At 47.4% G+C, this 15,922-nt stretch carries 15 protein-coding genes; 8 read left to right on the top strand and 7 right to left on the bottom strand.

What is annotated here, in order from left to right; translation table 11 throughout:
- Position 1: 1 nt before the first annotated feature.
- Positions 2-199 carry a DUF4177 domain-containing protein gene (locus DXN05_RS11345; RefSeq protein WP_116847365.1) on the bottom strand — a complete coding sequence of 66 codons (198 nt, stop codon included), beginning with the start codon at positions 197-199 and terminating at the stop codon, positions 2-4.
- Entirely contained in the window at positions 196-1,383 is a 1,188-nt protein-coding gene (locus tag DXN05_RS11350) for a putative sugar nucleotidyl transferase (protein ID WP_116847366.1), read from the bottom strand. The genes DXN05_RS11345 and DXN05_RS11350 overlap by 4 nt, the downstream gene beginning before the upstream one ends.
- A 192-nt stretch (positions 1,384-1,575) precedes the next feature.
- Between DXN05_RS11350 and DXN05_RS11355 the strand changes: the two genes are divergently transcribed.
- Together DXN05_RS11355 and DXN05_RS11360 are read left to right on the top strand one after the other, a co-directional pair.
- Positions 1,576-2,754 carry a serine hydrolase domain-containing protein gene (locus DXN05_RS11355; protein ID WP_116847581.1) on the top strand — a complete coding sequence of 393 codons (1,179 nt, stop codon included), beginning with the start codon at positions 1,576-1,578 and terminating at the stop codon, positions 2,752-2,754.
- On the top strand, positions 2,754-4,256 hold the full coding sequence (locus DXN05_RS11360) for an NAD(P)H-hydrate dehydratase (protein ID WP_245975187.1): 1,503 nt from the start codon (positions 2,754-2,756) through the stop codon (positions 4,254-4,256). The genes DXN05_RS11355 and DXN05_RS11360 overlap by 1 nt, the downstream gene beginning before the upstream one ends.
- Positions 4,257-4,456: 200 nt before the next feature.
- On the opposite strand, the gene DXN05_RS11365 is transcribed toward DXN05_RS11360, so the two are convergent.
- Positions 4,457-5,104, bottom strand: coding sequence for a hypothetical protein (locus DXN05_RS11365; RefSeq protein ID WP_116847367.1), 648 nt, complete (start codon positions 5,102-5,104; stop codon positions 4,457-4,459).
- A 202-nt stretch (positions 5,105-5,306) separates the two neighbouring features.
- On the opposite strand from DXN05_RS11365, the gene DXN05_RS11370 reads away from it, so the two are divergent.
- From DXN05_RS11370 to DXN05_RS11385, 4 genes are all read left to right on the top strand, one after another.
- Positions 5,307-7,562, top strand: coding sequence for a sodium-translocating pyrophosphatase (locus DXN05_RS11370; RefSeq protein ID WP_116847368.1), 2,256 nt, complete (start codon positions 5,307-5,309; stop codon positions 7,560-7,562).
- A gap of 118 nt (positions 7,563-7,680) precedes the next feature.
- Positions 7,681-8,616: a sterol desaturase family protein gene (locus DXN05_RS11375; RefSeq protein ID WP_116847369.1), complete on the top strand. Its 936-nt coding sequence runs from the start codon at positions 7,681-7,683 to the stop codon at positions 8,614-8,616.
- A 93-nt stretch (positions 8,617-8,709) separates the two neighbouring features.
- The gene (locus DXN05_RS11380) at positions 8,710-9,093 is read left to right on the top strand and encodes a BlaI/MecI/CopY family transcriptional regulator (RefSeq protein ID WP_116847370.1); all 384 of its coding nucleotides are present in this window, start codon (positions 8,710-8,712) and stop codon (positions 9,091-9,093) included.
- 4 nt (positions 9,094-9,097) lie between these two features.
- Positions 9,098-11,281: a M56 family metallopeptidase gene (locus DXN05_RS11385; protein ID WP_116847371.1), complete on the top strand. Its 2,184-nt coding sequence runs from the start codon at positions 9,098-9,100 to the stop codon at positions 11,279-11,281.
- Positions 11,282-11,434: 153 nt separating this feature from the next.
- On the opposite strand, the gene DXN05_RS11390 is transcribed toward DXN05_RS11385, so the two are convergent.
- The gene (locus DXN05_RS11390; RefSeq protein WP_116847372.1) at positions 11,435-12,475 is read right to left on the bottom strand and encodes a PorP/SprF family type IX secretion system membrane protein; all 1,041 of its coding nucleotides are present in this window, start codon (positions 12,473-12,475) and stop codon (positions 11,435-11,437) included.
- A gap of 209 nt (positions 12,476-12,684) precedes the next feature.
- Positions 12,685-13,323, bottom strand: a complete 639-nt coding sequence (locus tag DXN05_RS11395) for a WbqC family protein (RefSeq protein WP_116847373.1) — start codon at positions 13,321-13,323, stop codon at positions 12,685-12,687.
- Positions 13,324-13,712: 389 nt separating this feature from the next.
- Between DXN05_RS11395 and DXN05_RS11400 the strand changes: the two genes are divergently transcribed.
- Positions 13,713-14,162: an LEA type 2 family protein gene (locus DXN05_RS11400; protein WP_158559218.1), complete on the top strand. Its 450-nt coding sequence runs from the start codon at positions 13,713-13,715 to the stop codon at positions 14,160-14,162.
- A gap of 52 nt (positions 14,163-14,214) precedes the next feature.
- Here DXN05_RS11400 and DXN05_RS11405 read toward each other — a convergent pair whose 3' ends face one another.
- A complete protein-coding gene (locus tag DXN05_RS11405; RefSeq protein WP_116847375.1) occupies positions 14,215-14,616 on the bottom strand; it encodes a heavy-metal-associated domain-containing protein in 402 nt (133 codons plus the stop codon).
- Between the two features lie 26 nt (positions 14,617-14,642).
- The gene (gene pyrE, locus DXN05_RS11410) at positions 14,643-15,275 is read right to left on the bottom strand and encodes an orotate phosphoribosyltransferase (RefSeq protein WP_116847376.1); all 633 of its coding nucleotides are present in this window, start codon (positions 15,273-15,275) and stop codon (positions 14,643-14,645) included.
- Positions 15,276-15,407: 132 nt separating this feature from the next.
- Between pyrE and DXN05_RS11415 the strand changes: the two genes are divergently transcribed.
- Entirely contained in the window at positions 15,408-15,818 is a 411-nt protein-coding gene (locus DXN05_RS11415) for an NUDIX hydrolase (protein ID WP_116847377.1), read from the top strand.
- Positions 15,819-15,922: the final 104 nt, after the last annotated feature.

Consider the following 15,922-nt stretch of genomic DNA (forward strand, 5'->3'; position numbering starts at 1 on the left):
TTTATTGTATTTCTCTTTTTAAGATAATCGTGGCTACTTTATGGCCTGCATTCAGTTGGTTGATATCTAAGGAGGTGGCTACTTCCCAGCCTTTCTGTCCCAGATCGTTCAGTTCACCGATCATTTTGTGAATATCAACTGTGGTACTGATGCTGCCGGCCGTTGGAATCTCGTAATATTGGTACTCGTATTTCTTCATGAAACGTGCTTTACCGTTTGTTGTGAAAAGTGCTCAAAGATATGTTTCAAAACGGCTGTTTCTTCATTCGTGAGCGACTGATGTTTCATTTTTTTCCAGTTATTAATGTCACGCAGCGCTTTATCAAATTCGTAACGCGTAAGTCCGCGCGTGCCCCACACAAAATCGGGAATCAGCCGGGGGGTTAGTCCTTCACTGAAAACATTGCAGCAGGTGCCAATGACCGAACCGGTATTGATGGCGGTATTGATGGCAGTACGGCTGTAATCGCCCATTACCAGTCCGCACTTGATGCCCACCGTGATCATTTTATCGCTGTAAGAGTGCCATACTTTTACTTCTCCGCCCGTGTTTTTTACATTGCTGTTACTGGTGCCTGCGCCCATATTGCACCACTCTCCTATCACCGAATCGCCAAGGTAACCATCGTGCGCCTTGTTGCTGAATGCAGTAAGCACCACATTTTTTATTTCCCCGCCTGCCGAGCAGTAAGGGCCAATGGTGGTGGCGCCATAAATTTTAGCGCCCATTTTTATGACTGCCTTTTCGCACATGGCAAACGGCCCGCGGATACAGGCACCGTCCATTACCAATGCATTTTTACCAATGTATATGGGGCCTTCAGTTGCATTCAGGGTGGCGTATTCTATTACAGCGCCTTCTTCAATAAATACCTGTGCGGTATTGGCCACGCGGCAATCGGGCGGTATGGGCTGTGATACACGGTTGCGGGTAAGTAACGTAAAATCGTTGCGCAGGTACACATCATTCCATAAAAAAATCTGCCAGGGGTAATGCAGGCGTTTTACGGTTTCAACCGTCTTATGCAACGAAAACAACGCAATGGTGGGAGTGGTATGTAATGGGCCAGCGCTAAAATCAATACGGCCTGCAATCAGCCTGTCATCCTGCAAAGCCTCGCCCGGCGTGAGTTGCAGCACGGCTTCCACAATGTGTGCGTCAGGTAAAACAGCGGCATCCACCCAGGTGTGTTCCCCTGCCGGTATGGCCGGGTACAGGTGTTGCAGATAGCTCTCGGTGAAAACAAATACCGGTTGGCCGGTAAGCAGCTCCCATTTTTCGCGGATGCGGAGTATGCCTATACGCAGGTCACTTACACTGCGTGTATGCGAAAGCGGGAAAAGGCTGCTTCTTTCTTCATTGTCGAACAGAACGAGGGCCATAATTTATTGCTTGAAGCCCGTAAAGATAAAGGCGGTAACAAAGATTTAGAAAATTATGTGCAGACAATTCTCCTATTTTTGCCGCAATTGAACCAATAAAGGCCTTTTCTGTTGAAATCCGGATATGTTGTGGCAAGCTCTTTGTTTGCAGAACAGGATTACGGCCAAATACCCGTTGAAACAAATCTGAATATGGTGAATCAGCTGAGCTTTAAAAAACTGTTTGTATATATTCTTGGTCTTGTTCTTTGCTGTTGTGGTGCCTGTTCCCAAGGCACCAGTAAAAATAAAACGAACGCAGCCGCCGCAACCGGTGGCGTTATCACTACTGATTTTACTTTTGCCCCGCTGAGCGAAGCTGCAGCGGCTTACTATAAAAACGCGGTAGAAACTGCATACCATAAAATATTAGGCCCGGCTTTCAATGGCGCCATACTGGTAGCCAAAAATGGTGTGGTAGTGTATGAAGATTATAAAGGCTACGCCAATTTCGCCACCAAGGCGCCGGTAACGCCCACTACACCTTTTCACCTTGCATCTGTTTCAAAAACATTCACCGGTACTACGGTTCTGCGTTTGTGGGAACAGGGGCGTCTGTCGCTCGATGACAGTGTGCAGCGTTTTATTCCGCAACTGCCCTACCATGGCATCACCATCCGCATGCTGCTGAGCCACCGCAGCGGGTTACCCAACTACCTGTATTTTATGGATAGCTGCTGGAACAAAAAAGTAAAAGCCAGCAATGAAGATGTACTGCAGTTTATGGTACAGCACAAACCGCGTGTTGACAACCTGCCCAATAAAGCATTTCACTACTGCAACACCAACTTTGTGATGCTGGCCATGATTGTGGAAAAAATCACCGGCATGCCCTTCCCGCAATACATGAAAGACAGTGTGTTTACCCCATTGGGCATGACGCACAGTTTTATTTTCTCTATGAAAGATACCAGCCAGTATGTGCCTACCTACATGGGTAACCGCCCCTATCCCATGGATCACCTGGATTGCACCTATGGCGATAAAAATGTGTACAGTACCGTGCAGGATTTGCTGTTATGGGATAAAGCCCTGTACATGCATACCTTTGTAAAAGCCGCAACACTTGATACTGCCTATAAACCCAACAGCCTGGAGCATCGCTCCATGCACAATTACGGTTTGGGCTGGCGCCTGTTTATCAATAACGGTGATACCATTGTTTACCACAACGGCAAATGGCATGGCACCAACACCGTGTTTACCCGGCTGGTGCAGGATACGGCCACCATTATTGTGCTGGGCAACCGGTTTAACCGCAACATCTATAAGGCCAAGGGCATTGCCGATGTGTTTACGGGTAAAACAGACAATAACAAACTCGAAGAATAATGTATGGCATAAAATTATTCAGCGCTTCGCAGATACAACGGTGGGATGCTTACACCATTGCACATGAGCCCATTACTTCGCTTGAATTGATGGAGCGTGCATCTGGCGCCTGCGCAGACTGGATAATGGCCAATTGCAAACAGCTTGATACAGCACGCATTCATATATTCTGCGGTAAAGGCAACAATGGCGGAGACGGTTTGGCTATTGCCAGAATGCTTACTGCAGCCGGCTTACAGCCCATTGTATACATACTGGAGTTTGGCGCAAAAGGCACGGCCGATTTCCAGGCCAACCTGCAGCAACTGCATACGGTTACCCATACCATACATTTTATACAGGATGAAACACATTTGCCCGTTATCAGCGGTAACGACTGGGTAATTGATGCGCTGTTTGGCAGCGGTTTAAACCGCCCGTTGCAAAACCTGTCACAAACACTGGTAACACATATCAATAACGCAAAGGCCAAAGTAATTGCCATTGATGTGCCCAGCGGCATGTATGTAGATGCTTCAGCCGCAGGCAATACCATTATACAGGCCAGGTATACGCTGACTTTCCAAACCATCAAACGCTGTTTTCTTGCCGCAGAAAATGGTGCTTATGCAGGTGATGTGCATGTATTGCCCATTGGCCTGCTGCCCGCTTATGCAGCTGAAGAGCCCAGTGACTGGGAACAGGTTACCCTGCCATTGATGCAATCGTTCTATAAACCCAGGCAACGTTTTGCACACAAGGGTACGTATGGGCATGCCTTACTGGTAACAGGTAATAAAGGTAAGATGGGCGCTTCGCTGATGGCAGCCCGCGCCTGTTTGCGCTCGGGTGTGGGTTTGCTTACGGTGAGCACCCCTGAATGGGGTTATCCTGTTTTACAAACAGCGGTACCCGAGGCGATGACCATACCGCGCGACAGCACGGCAAAAGAAGACCTCAGCAAATATACCATTGGTGCAGGCCCGGGCATTGGTACAGAAAAAGACACACTCGCCTTGCTTGAACAGTTGTTGCAGCACGCTCAAAAGCCCCTGGTATTGGATGCAGATGCACTGAACCTGATCAGCGAAAACCAGCAGCTGCTGCAATACATACCGGCGGGATCAATTATCAGTCCGCACCCCAAAGAATTTGAGCGGCTCTTTGGCAAACAGCCCGATGATTTTGCGCGCATGCAACGTGCCATCGATGCCTCGCGTGAACATTCGATTGTGATTATCTTAAAGGGACATTATACCCTTACTGCCTTTGCAGGCAGGGGCTACTTTAATGCTACCGGCAATCCCGGTATGGCCACAGGCGGCAGTGGCGATGTGCTTACCGGCATTTTAACAGCATTGCTGGCCCAGCAATACGAACCTTTACAGGCTGCACTGCTGGGTGTTTATATACATGGCCTGGCGGCCGATCTTGCACTCAAAAATCAATCCATGGAAAGCCTGTTGCCCGGCGATATCATAGAACACCTGGGGCAGGCGTTTAAGAAATTACAAAAGATTTGACATGGACCAAATGCCCGCGGTTGTGCCCCTACAGCCTCCTCAAAAATGAATTACTGCTATACATTAGCTTACTGCTGGCTAAACACTAACTCGCTAAGATAGTCTCGACGTGTCGCCTCTCGATTCTCGAAATACAGCACCCAATGATCCCGGCTGTGTCCCTTGTATAATCAAGCTTGCAGCTTGCAGCTGTTTTCAAGCTACCTGCTGATTTCCAGGTTGCACCAGTCTCCTGCAGAATTATTGCCTACCCACAGGCCCAGCATGCCGCTGCGGCGCCTCGTGAGCGGTTTTACTTCCAGCGATGGTTTCTCTGCATTGTTAATGTACACACTGATACTATCGCTTTTTACCCTGATGGTGACATGAAACCAGTCGTTCGGATCAGGGGCACTGTCTATGGCCTGCTCATACATGTTCGGGTGTTCATTGCGCAGCTTTTCCCAATCATACGCAGGCAGGGAAATATACTGCACCGAATGACTTCTGCGCACAGCATCGGGCGCGCGGAAATTAAAGGGGCGAAAATAAACGGCGTCGTAAGTTGAATCGCTCAGGCCGTGAAACGCAATGCCTACAAAGCTTTGCTGCGATATGTTCTTGCCCTTGATATCTACCGAAATAGTTCCTTCCGAGAAACTGACATTTCTTAGCCAGGCAATACCGCTGCCCGGCATTTCCGTTAAATGAACACCTTCTTTTTGATTGATGGTTTGCACCTGCGCATTCCTGTTCACCACTTCTATTCGGTTACTGGCCAGTAATGCGGGAAGATTAAAGAGTTGTTGCTGGGCATGGCTGCAGATGGCAAGCAGGAATATGGCAGCAGTCAGGGAAACGCGCTTCATAGTTAAGTTCGTTTATTTTATAAGTGTCAACCGGTATGCCGTAATGATAGTTGTTGATTACTAATCAATTACGCCATTTAATTGGTTAGGTAGTGTACGCAATTGATACCCTGCTGTCCGTTTTTAATAAGCCTCTTTTTGTTATTGTAAGCCACATAACTTATATTCAACAACATTTAATAAAACTCTGACATTCTTGCTTATGAATCAAATTCTTTTTTACGCCGTTCCGGCAACGGGTGTACTGGGGTTGCTGTACACTTTCGCAAAATTTCAATGGGTTTCGAAACAGGACGCTGGTAACGACCGCATGCAGGAGATCAGCAGGTACATAGCGGAAGGTGCTATGGCGTTTTTGAAGGCCGAATGGAAAATACTCTCTTATTTCGTTGTCATTGTTGCATTGCTGCTTGGTTTTATGGCCCAGGCCAATGCCAATTCGCACTGGAGCATTGCGCTCGCATTTATTCTCGGCGCCATCAGCAGCGCCACCGCAGGTTACATTGGAATGAAAATAGCCACCAGGGCCAATGTGCGTACGGCACAGGCAGCCAGAACCAGCCTCGCAAAAGCACTCAGCGTTTCTTTTACCGGCGGATCGGTAATGGGATTGGGCGTTGCAGGATTGGCGGTGCTTGGACTGGGCGTTTTATTTATTGTATTAAAACAGGCATTTGCTGCCGGTGCGCCTGCCGATTCACTGGAAATGGTGCGCACCATCGAAGTACTCACCGGCTTTTCGCTGGGTGCTGAATCTATCGCACTGTTTGCGCGTGTAGGTGGTGGTATTTATACCAAGGCTGCCGACGTAGGTGCCGACCTGGTAGGTAAAGTGGAAGCAGGCATCCCGGAAGATGATCCCCGCAACCCGGCCACCATCGCAGACAATGTAGGCGATAACGTGGGTGATGTTGCAGGCATGGGCGCCGATTTGTTCGGCTCTTATGTAGCTACCGTACTCGCTACCATGGTGCTTGGCCAGGAAGCCATTTCAACAGATAATTATGGTGGATTCGCTCCTATATTACTGCCCATGCTTATTGCAGGCGCAGGCATCCTGTTTTCTATTGTGGGAACACTGTTTGTAAAAATGAGTGATGCAGCCGGTGTTAATACGGCCAACGTACAAAAAGCCCTGAACATGGGTAACTGGGGTTCTATTATCCTTTCAGGCATTGCCAGCGCTGCATTGGTTTATTATATTATGCCTTCAGTACCGGTTTACCTGCGCAGGGATTATATTCCCGGCACCACCGAATTGCGCGAAGGAGCCAAAGCCATTACACAGGCAGGTACGGTGGGTGCTATTCTTGTTGGCCTGGCCGTGGGTACACTCATGAGCATGATCACTGAATATTATACAGCCATGGGAAAAAGACCTGTATTGTCTATCATCAGGCAATCATCTACAGGCCATGCCACCAATGTAATCGGCGGCCTGGCAGTAGGTATGGAATCTACCTTTCTGCCAATACTGGTGCTGGCAGGCGGTATCTGGGGCTCGTACGAATGTGCCGGTTTATATGGTGTTGCCATTGCCGCAGCAGGCATGATGGCTACTACCGCTATGCAGCTTGCTATTGATGCATTTGGCCCTATTGCCGATAACGCAGGCGGTATTGCTGAAATGAGTGAACTGCCCAAAGAAGTGCGTGAAAAAACAGACGTGCTCGATGCAGTGGGCAACACCACTGCCGCCACCGGTAAAGGTTTTGCCATTGCCTCTGCAGCGCTTACTGCACTTGCCCTGTTTGCTGCTTTTGTGGGTGTGGCAGGTATTAAGGGCATTGACATTTACAAAGCCAAAGTGCTGGCCAGCCTGTTTGTTGGTGGTATGATTCCTTTTATATTCTCCTCGCTGGCCATACGCGCTGTGGGTGAAGCAGCCATGGCCATGGTACAGGAAGTACGCCGCCAGTTTAAACAGATACCCGGTATTATGGAAGGCACCGGCAAACCGGAATACGATAAGTGTGTGGCCATCTCTACGCAGGCCAGTATCAAAAAAATGATGCTGCCCGGCGCCATTGCCATACTCTCGCCGCTGATCATCGGTTTTATTCTCGGTCCCGAAGCATTGGGTGGTTTTCTGGCAGGCGCTACCGTTAGCGGTGTGTTGATGGGTATGTTCCAGAACAATGCAGGCGGTGCATGGGATAACGCGAAAAAAAGCTTCGAGAAAGGTGTAGAAATAAATGGTGAGATGTACTACAAAAAATCAGACCCGCACAAGGCTTCTGTAACCGGTGATACCGTGGGTGATCCTTTTAAAGATACATCCGGTCCGTCAATGAATATCCTGATTAAACTGATGTCCATCGTGTCACTGGTGGTAGCACCAACGCTGGCACAGGTACACCATACCAGGGTGCAGGACGTTGCTTCGCAAAAACAGCAATCCAACACTACTGCGCATGTAAGCACACAACCTGCAAAACGCATCCGGCAAGTGTTGTAGCATAAACCAGGTACAAAGAAAAAAGCAGCATACCAAGGTGTGCTGCTTTTGTTTTTCAACCATTAAACTATCAAACAATCCAACCATTTTAGTAAATTGCTATTAACGACGATTGCCGATGCCACAATTCCCCAATATACTGGTTCATGCCATACCTGGCTTTATTCTGCTGATACTGGCAGAAGTGCTGTTTGCATTAAAAACACAGAAGGAAATTTACGAGGTGAAAGATACGGCCACCAGCATTTCACTAGGACTGGGCAATTTGTTTATCGGCATTCTTACCAAGAGTGTGATACTGGTACTGTTTAGCTTTTTGTATACCTACCGTTTGTTTACCATTCCCTATACTGTATGGTGGGCCTGGGTGCTGTGCTTTTTCGCAGATGATTTCAGTTATTACTGCATGCACCGCAGCAGTCATGCCATACGCTGGTTCTGGGCCTCTCATGTAGTGCACCATTCGTCTGAACGGTACAACCTGGCCGCTGCTTTACGCCAAACGTGGACCGGCAATTTAACCGGTGCTTTTGTATTCTGGACCTGGATGCCACTGGCAGGGTTTCACCCGGGCATGATTATGCTGATGCAATCAATAAGCCTGCTGTACCAGTTCTGGATACATACCGAAACCGTTCACAAAATGCCGCGCTGGTTCGAATATATTTTCAACACGCCCTCACATCACCGCGTACACCATGGGGTTGATTTGCCCTACCTCGATAAAAACCACGGCGGTACCCTGATTATCTGGGACAGGTTGTTTGGCAGTTTCCAGCCGGAAGTCTTCCGCCCCACGTACGGCCTCACTAAAAATGTGAATACCTTCAATCCCGTAAAAGTGGCTTTCCACGAATGGTTTAACATTGTGCGCGATATGCGTAAGGCCCGTTCCCTGAAACAAGCCCTCAATTACCTGTTCAACGCCCCGGGCTGGAGCAACGACGGCACCACCCTCACCACCAGGCAACTCCGGAAAAAAGAAAAAACACAGTCCGACAAGACTGATTACCAGCCAATAATCCATCCAACCATTCAGCAATCCAGCCATTAAACCATTCAAACTGGATGAACGGCAAGAAAATAACGCCGCTTTTACACCCTGATTTCAAAATATCCTTACATTTGATACGAAATAATTCGTAATATGTCAATTTCCAAGAACGTCAAGCCTACCGAAAGTGAACTGGAGATTTTGCAGATTTTGTGGGATAAGCAACAGGCCACTGTTCGTGAAGTGCATGAACAATTAAGTCTGAATAAAGAAAGCGGTTACACCACCACACTCAAACTGATGCAGATAATGTTTGAAAAAGGGATTGTAACACGCGACGATTCAAGCAAAACCCATATTTATCGTCCCAACATCAGCAAAGACAGTACGCAGAAACAGCTGGTGGGCAAAATGGTAGACGCCCTGTTTGGCGGCTCTACTTCACAGCTGGTTATGCAGGCCCTCGGTAACACACCTCCTTCAAAAGCAGAACTGGACGAAATCCAGCAATTATTAGACAACCTGAAAAAACAATAACGTTATGCAGGCTCTATCCCACTCTCCTTTTTTACAGGCACTGGGTTATGCAATCGCAAATAGTTTATGGCAAATGGCATTGCTGTGGATAGTAGCCGCACTGCTGAACGGCGTTTTCCGTTTTGCAGCCGCCACACGTTACCGCATTGCGCTGCTGGCGCAAACAGCGGGTTTTACCTGGTTTATATTTACCCTGCAGTTCTACTACCGCGCCTGTGCCGAAGCCATGGCTATCGCCTCTTCTGCATCGGTTGATGTAGCCAGCAGCAACAACCTGCTCATTACTTCCACGCAGGAAGGCTTTCATGCAAAACTGCTTACTGCCATTGTTTATATTGAACAGGCATTGCCTTATTTATCAATAGCCTACCTGGGTTTACTGGTGTTTTTATTCGTGCGCTGGATGCAGCAGTTTCGTTACACACAACAATTGCGCAGGGACGGGCTGGAAAAAATAGACGTGGAATGGCGCCTGTTTACGCAAAAGCTGGCCGATACACTGGGCATCAAAAACAAGGTGCAGATTTATGTTTCCAACTTTGTAAATAGTCCGCTCACCATTGGTTTCCTGAAACCCGTAATCCTGGTGCCACTGGCAAGTATTAACCTGCTTACCACCGAACAGATGGAAGCCGTGATACTGCATGAACTGGCACACATACGCAGGGCCGACTACCTGGTTAACCTGTTGCAGTGCATCATGGAAATAACGCTGTTCTTTAACCCCTTTTCCCAGCTGCTGGCCCGTATGGCGCGCAAGGAAAGGGAAAACAGCTGTGATGACTGGGTGCTGCAGTTCCAGTACAACCCCGGTATGTATGCAGAAGCCCTGCTGCGTATCGCTTACCTGCCGCCAGCCCCATCGGTTGCCATGCACGCCGGCGGTGAAGTAAAGGGTGATCTGCTTTCACGCGTAAAACGCATGTTAAACCAGAAAGAAGCACGTTTTCAATACAAACAGCATTTGCTGGCATTATTGCTTATGACCGGCATTATGAGCTCTATTGCATGGTTTCAGCCGCTTAAACGCAATACAGCCAATGATGCAGTGGCGGCAGTGAAACCAGGTCAGCCCACCGTGGTAGAGCCTATTACCGCGCGGGTAGACAACCCGTTGTTCAGCCCGGTATTCTTTCTTACCAAGCCTTTGCAGGAAGAAGTAACCAAAGCAGCAGAAAGCGCAGGCAACGAGTTAATCAATTCTGCGCACGTTGTACAATCCGTACAGGCAGCCCTGGCTCATGTACAACCCGTGCTGGATGAATTACCGGCACAGGTATCTAACCAGGCCATAGCCAGTGCCAACGCAGCATTGGGCAGCATCCCGGCCAATGTGCTTTCTCCGGAAGAGCTGACACGCATTAAACGCGATGCCATGCTGCAGATAAGGCAGATTGATACCGCCTCTATCAACCACGATATTAAAAACGCCATGCTGCAACTGCAGCGTGCACAGTTTAATAACGAATGGCAGCATGCACAGGTAGAGTTTGAACATGCTAAAAACGAGATGGTACGCTCGTTTCAGCTGCAACAGCGTACTGCTGCAACGCAGGCAGCCGGGGCACTTACGCCGCAGGCCATGCAGGCATTGCAGCAACTGGAACATGTTGACCTTGGTGGCAATGTATCCAACTCCGTTAAACTGGCACTGGATATTGCTGTACAAAAAATCAACGAGCTAAATGTAAACGGCAATTTATTCAGCGTCGATTCGCTCAATTCCATTAAGCAGAAAATTCAGAACGATATACAGCTGGAACTGAAAAAGGCTGCTGATGAAATGAAAGAACAGCAGCATCCAGAGAAAGAGCAGCGTAAAAAAGACAAACAGCCCAAAGGCTGGTCATACGAGCAACCTGTTTTCAAATTTAATGCAGACAACGATTTCCAGTATCAATTCAATGTAGCTGCGCCTGACATAAATATTCCATCTTTCGATGCATTTACAACACCTGCGCCCGCGCCGCCGCCATGTACTGAAGCGGCTCCTGCCCGCCAGATCGTGATAGTAGCCGACAAATACCGCCAGGTAAAAGTGATGGTGCACAGCGATAACCCGCTCATTAAAGCGCAAGCCGGCAATGCCCTTATCTCCACAGGTACAGGCATGCCGCTCAACATCCGCTCAAAAGACATCCAGCTGAATGGCAAACTGGTAAATGTGGTAGTGGTAACACCGGAGTAATTTGAAAATCTATGGCTACCATGATGCCGTTGCCGGTGTCTTACGTCTCACGAAGATTACTCGCTTAGCTAGTCTCGACTGTCGATGTCTCGATTCTCGGGTTTGGTACCCGCCAAAATCACTCACCACTCACCACTCACGATTCACCATCACCTACCAGATGTTCCTCGGACACAAATCACCAAAATTGTTGCCCAGCAGGAAGCCCACCACAATCTCATGCGTGCCGTAGCTCACGGCATTCAAACGGGAAGTGGTTAAATCATACGCATAACCAACATTGATCACACTGCTGATATTGATGCCTGCCATGGCAGCCAGGCCATCTTTGTGGCGGTAGGAACCACCCAGCCAGAAACGATCCTGGTACTGCCATTTTACGTTCAAATCAAAACTCGCCGGCGTGGGCGATACATAACGCAGCAGCACAGAAGGCAGCAGGCTGATATCATCGCTGAGGAACATGCGGTAGCCTGCTTCAAAGAATATGTGTGGAATTAATTTACCCGTGTATTTTACAATAGAGTTGCCCGTAACATGCCCATTATCGAACCCGATACCCTGCGGGATGATATTCTGTGCAGAAAGCCCCATGAAATAATCTGCAGAATACAACCACAACCCACCGGCTACCTGCGGGCGTATTTTATTAAGATATCCTGTGCCGGCAACTGCAGGGTCAATCGGTGCCTGTGCGCCGAAATTGAGTTTGCTCGAATTTAACCGCATCTGCTGCATGCCCAGTGAAATACCACCACTGAGGTTGGTACGTGACGACAGGCCGATGTGATAGGAAAAAGTACCCGAGGCAGAAAACATGTTCAGCGGACCAGTCTGGTCATTGATCACTGTTACCCCAACCCCGCCATGCGGCGGTGGTGTGGTATAATCTGTCCAATAGGCTTCTCCCCTGGGATTTTCTCCGTCAGGATGTATTGTGGTGGCTGTTTCCCTGTTGTAATCGCTTTTACTGAGGGGGCCATGCATGGTAAAATAAGTGGTGGTAGGTGCGCCATCCAAACCAACCCATTGCTGGCGGTGACTGGCTTTTACATCCCAGTAATTCTCGATACCGGCAACGGCGGGATTAATAATAAAATTGTTGAGGATATACTGTGTATACTGCGGTTGTTGCTGGGCAGTTGCATGAAAGCTCGCTGCAACCAGGCAAATGACACTTAGCCGGAGTTTCATAAAAATATTGGGTTTGGGGTTTTATGACGGCAGCCGCGCTACTTAAGTAACTTAGCTCCTACAATTTAAATATAAAGATAGTTGTAACACCGAATTTTTCGGAAATTTTCTAAGAAATCTTAATAATTAACTCCCACAAACGCCATATATACACATCATTTTACATACCGCTTTGGCATGTAAACGTGTTATGAACAGAATAAACACCATTAACCCATTAATACCTGCCCTGCATTGGGGCCTTCGCAAAACAGCAGATCCAGGATACTCAGGTTGTGCTGAAAGCCAATCCGGTCTTCAAACAGCTGGTAATAGTGGGGCGTAGTATAATCGCCCTGGTTCTTTGGCAGCCAGTGATTGCGGTAATCTGCCACTCCTTCGCGTGTAGTCTGCAATTCAAACTGTGTTGTTTCGCTTATGCCGGCCGTTACCTTCAGAACTTTTTGCAGCCATTGTAGAATGTCGCGGTTAAGGTCAATCAGGTGTGTATGCCGGCGTGTAAACAGCAGTGCTTCCAGGTAGCCTGCATAGTATTCAAAAAAGGGCGCCTTGCCATAACACGAGGTAACGGTGCGCCAATGCTGTAACTGCCAGTTACCCGTATCGCTGATGCGTACCTCCCTGAAAAGTGTTTTCTGATCGCGCCCATTCACCACCGGAACACTCAGGTTAACCACGCCATTGCTCCCGGCAATTACACACCGGTTGCGAAAACTGCTTTTCGGGTAGTTTTCATATTGCTCTATTTCGATATGTGAAAAACGAAACAAAGCACTGCACCAGGCAATGCAGGGAAAAAACTGGTAATCAGTCAATAAGGTGTGGTTAAGATGGCTTTTTGTTTCCATGGTTGTATGGTTGTAAACAATGCATAAAAGAGCGGCTTTTGCTGCGTTTTATCTTCTTGCTAAATATGCATCAATGTTCACAATTATTTATTTATCAATTAGATAATACATTTTTCAACATGCTAAATAAGTTGGGCTAATAGAAATGCTTGCCCAGGTATTCGATTTCTAAAATACTTAGCAGCATTTCCGCGTCAACAGCAACAGCTTTTTCAAAAAAAAATGCAATACTACTGAAATCCCCTGACTACCGTTCTACCCCTCCCCACTTCAACGCGAACCATTCCCAAACTACATATGCGCTAAACGTCAAACTTTAAACGTTAAACCTTCAAACTCCTTCACCGCGATTCATCATTCTCATTTATTTTGCGCCGTAAATGGCAGGAATGAAAAAAATGATGATCGCCCTTACCCTTGTTGCAGCCCTCTGCTGGTCGTGCAAAAAGCCACAGGGATTTGAATACCGCGATACCAAAAACTTCAGGATAGACAAACTGGGATTTGACCGTTCGAGCCTAATGATGGATCTTGTTTATTTTAACCCCAACAGTTTTGGTGTTAACCTGAAACACATTGATTGTGACATTTACGTAAACCATGTATACCTCGGCAAATACGCGCTTGATACCGTAATGCATATTGACAGGCAGTCAGAATTTGTATTGCCTTCTAAAATGGAAGTGGATATGAAAAATGTATTCAAAAATGCCCTCAACGTATTGCTGAACCCCGAAGTGCTGGTAGAAGTGAAGGGCAGTACACGCCTGGGTAAAGCCGGCATTTTTATCAATGTTCCTTTTGACTATTCGGGTAAACAGAAAGTAGCCTTCTTCTAAATAAAAAAGCCGCAGCAAGCGGCTTTTTTATTCCTGATAACCGGATCTTTATTTACATCGGTGGCATATTGCAGGGCTTGCCCTTTTGCGGCCCGCCACCTTCTTCGGGGCGTTTGCAAACAGGAGGTAAAGCTTTATAGGCATCTTCGGTGGCCCTGGCAGTATCAGCATCAAAACCTGCGTTATTGATAGCGGTTTTAATATAATCAAGCGTAATGCGTGTAGGAATATATTGTATGCGCAAAGTAGCTGCAGGCATGCTGATAACCCACCGCATAATACCCGCATCATCATTCGGCCCTTTTTCGCGGGATAAATAACTCTCTAACCGGTTTTTACATTCCCAGCATTTCAGCTGCGGAATTTTAATGGTTGCCCATTCTGCCTTTTTTTCCTGGGCATCTGCCAGGCGGCATGCCAGCATTAAAACAACGAGGAACAGGAGTTTTTTCATATTTCTACCTTGGTTTATAGTTCTTCCTATTTGCCCGTCCATGCAGCCGGATCTTTGCGCCATTCCAGCAGCAGGCTTTCCTTATCCGGGGCAATCATTTGTTTTTCCAGTGCCAGCTGAATCAGCGTTTCGTAATTGGTGAGCGAGCGGTAAGGAACCCCTGCTTTGGTAAATGCTTCCTCAGCAATACCAAAACCATAATTAAAAATAGACACCATACCCACTACTTCCACGCCTGCATTGCGCAATACATCTACTACCTGCAAACTGCTTTTGCCGGTTGAAATGAGGTCTTCTATAACAACGGTTTTCTGGCCTTTTTCGTACACGCCTTCAATCTGGTTGCCGAGACCGTGTTCTTTGGGTTTCGGGCGAACATAGATATAGGGCAGTTTCAGCTGGTCGGCTGCCATGGCACCCCAGGGAATGCCTGCAGTAGCCACACCTGCCAGCAGTTCGGCTTCTGCAAAATGCTCGAACAGCACATTGCACATTTCACTTTTGATAAAGTCACGAACAAACGGGAAAGACAATACTTTGCGGTTATCGCAATAAATAGGGCTCTTCCATCCGCTGGCCCAGGTAAATGGTTCGGCAGGACTGAGCTTTACTGCATTCACCTGCAACAATTTTTCTGCAACTGCTTTTTCATTTGTCATGCGGCGAAGTTAGTTTACAGAGTTTAAAGTTTCATGTTGAATGTTTAAAGTTTGATAACAAGGGCTCCCGGCGGGTTGATGTTTCAGATTCCAGGCGCTTCATTGTACATTGCAGCCTTATAAAATAAAGCAATGCAAAAGGAAATAACAGCAGCAGGCGGATTGGTATTTAATGATGCCAATGAATTACTGGTCATTTACCGTCGTGGTAAATGGGACCTGCCCAAGGGAAAACTGGATGAGGGCGAAACCATTGAAGCATGTGCTGTTCGCGAAGTGGAAGAAGAAACCGGTTTAACACAACTGGTGCTGGGCGAAAAAATAGGTGTTACACACCACGCGTATGTACAGGATGGAGACAATATTTTAAAAGCATCGCACTGGTACAGGATGCAGGCGCCCGGTGCACAAAAACTGGTGCCGCAAACCGAAGAAGACATAGAAAAAATTCAGTGGATAAACGCCACAGCTTTGCCTGAACTGTTAAAAAACAGTTATAGTAATATTGTGGAAATAGTGCACAAAAGCGGTTTTTTACGCTAAAGGCTTCAATTTCAATTAGCAAGTATAGTTAATTGATTATCACTTCGTAATTAGGGGAATTTTATAAAATGGCATGCCCTAAAAACAATAATGGAATCATATTT

The organism is Deminuibacter soli (genome assembly GCF_003412455.1).
Lineage (GTDB): Bacteria > Bacteroidota > Bacteroidia > Chitinophagales > Chitinophagaceae > Deminuibacter > Deminuibacter soli.

Excerpts from the sequence above, each read along its gene's own strand:
- DXN05_RS11350 (WP_116847366.1), bottom strand. The coding sequence starts at position 1,383 with ATGGCCCTCGTTCTGTTCGACAATGAAGAAAGAAGCAGCCTTTTCCCG.
- DXN05_RS11400 (WP_158559218.1), top strand. The coding sequence starts at position 13,713 with ATGAAAAAAATGATGATCGCCCTTACCCTTGTTGCAGCCCTCTGCTGG.
- DXN05_RS11370 (WP_116847368.1), top strand. The coding sequence starts at position 5,307 with ATGAATCAAATTCTTTTTTACGCCGTTCCGGCAACGGGTGTACTGGGG.
- DXN05_RS11415 (WP_116847377.1), top strand. The coding sequence starts at position 15,408 with ATGCAAAAGGAAATAACAGCAGCAGGCGGATTGGTATTTAATGATGCC.
- DXN05_RS11405 (WP_116847375.1), bottom strand. The coding sequence starts at position 14,616 with ATGAAAAAACTCCTGTTCCTCGTTGTTTTAATGCTGGCATGCCGCCTG.
- DXN05_RS11360 (WP_245975187.1), top strand. The coding sequence starts at position 2,754 with ATGTATGGCATAAAATTATTCAGCGCTTCGCAGATACAACGGTGGGAT.
- DXN05_RS11375 (WP_116847369.1), top strand. The coding sequence starts at position 7,681 with ATGCCACAATTCCCCAATATACTGGTTCATGCCATACCTGGCTTTATT.
- pyrE (WP_116847376.1), bottom strand. The coding sequence starts at position 15,275 with ATGACAAATGAAAAAGCAGTTGCAGAAAAATTGTTGCAGGTGAATGCA.
- DXN05_RS11365 (WP_116847367.1), bottom strand. The coding sequence starts at position 5,104 with ATGAAGCGCGTTTCCCTGACTGCTGCCATATTCCTGCTTGCCATCTGC.
- DXN05_RS11390 (WP_116847372.1), bottom strand. The coding sequence starts at position 12,475 with ATGAAACTCCGGCTAAGTGTCATTTGCCTGGTTGCAGCGAGCTTTCAT.
- DXN05_RS11380 (WP_116847370.1), top strand. The coding sequence starts at position 8,710 with ATGTCAATTTCCAAGAACGTCAAGCCTACCGAAAGTGAACTGGAGATT.
- DXN05_RS11385 (WP_116847371.1), top strand. The coding sequence starts at position 9,098 with ATGCAGGCTCTATCCCACTCTCCTTTTTTACAGGCACTGGGTTATGCA.
- DXN05_RS11345 (WP_116847365.1), bottom strand. The coding sequence starts at position 199 with ATGAAGAAATACGAGTACCAATATTACGAGATTCCAACGGCCGGCAGC.
- DXN05_RS11395 (WP_116847373.1), bottom strand. The coding sequence starts at position 13,323 with ATGGAAACAAAAAGCCATCTTAACCACACCTTATTGACTGATTACCAG.
- DXN05_RS11355 (WP_116847581.1), top strand. The coding sequence starts at position 1,576 with ATGGTGAATCAGCTGAGCTTTAAAAAACTGTTTGTATATATTCTTGGT.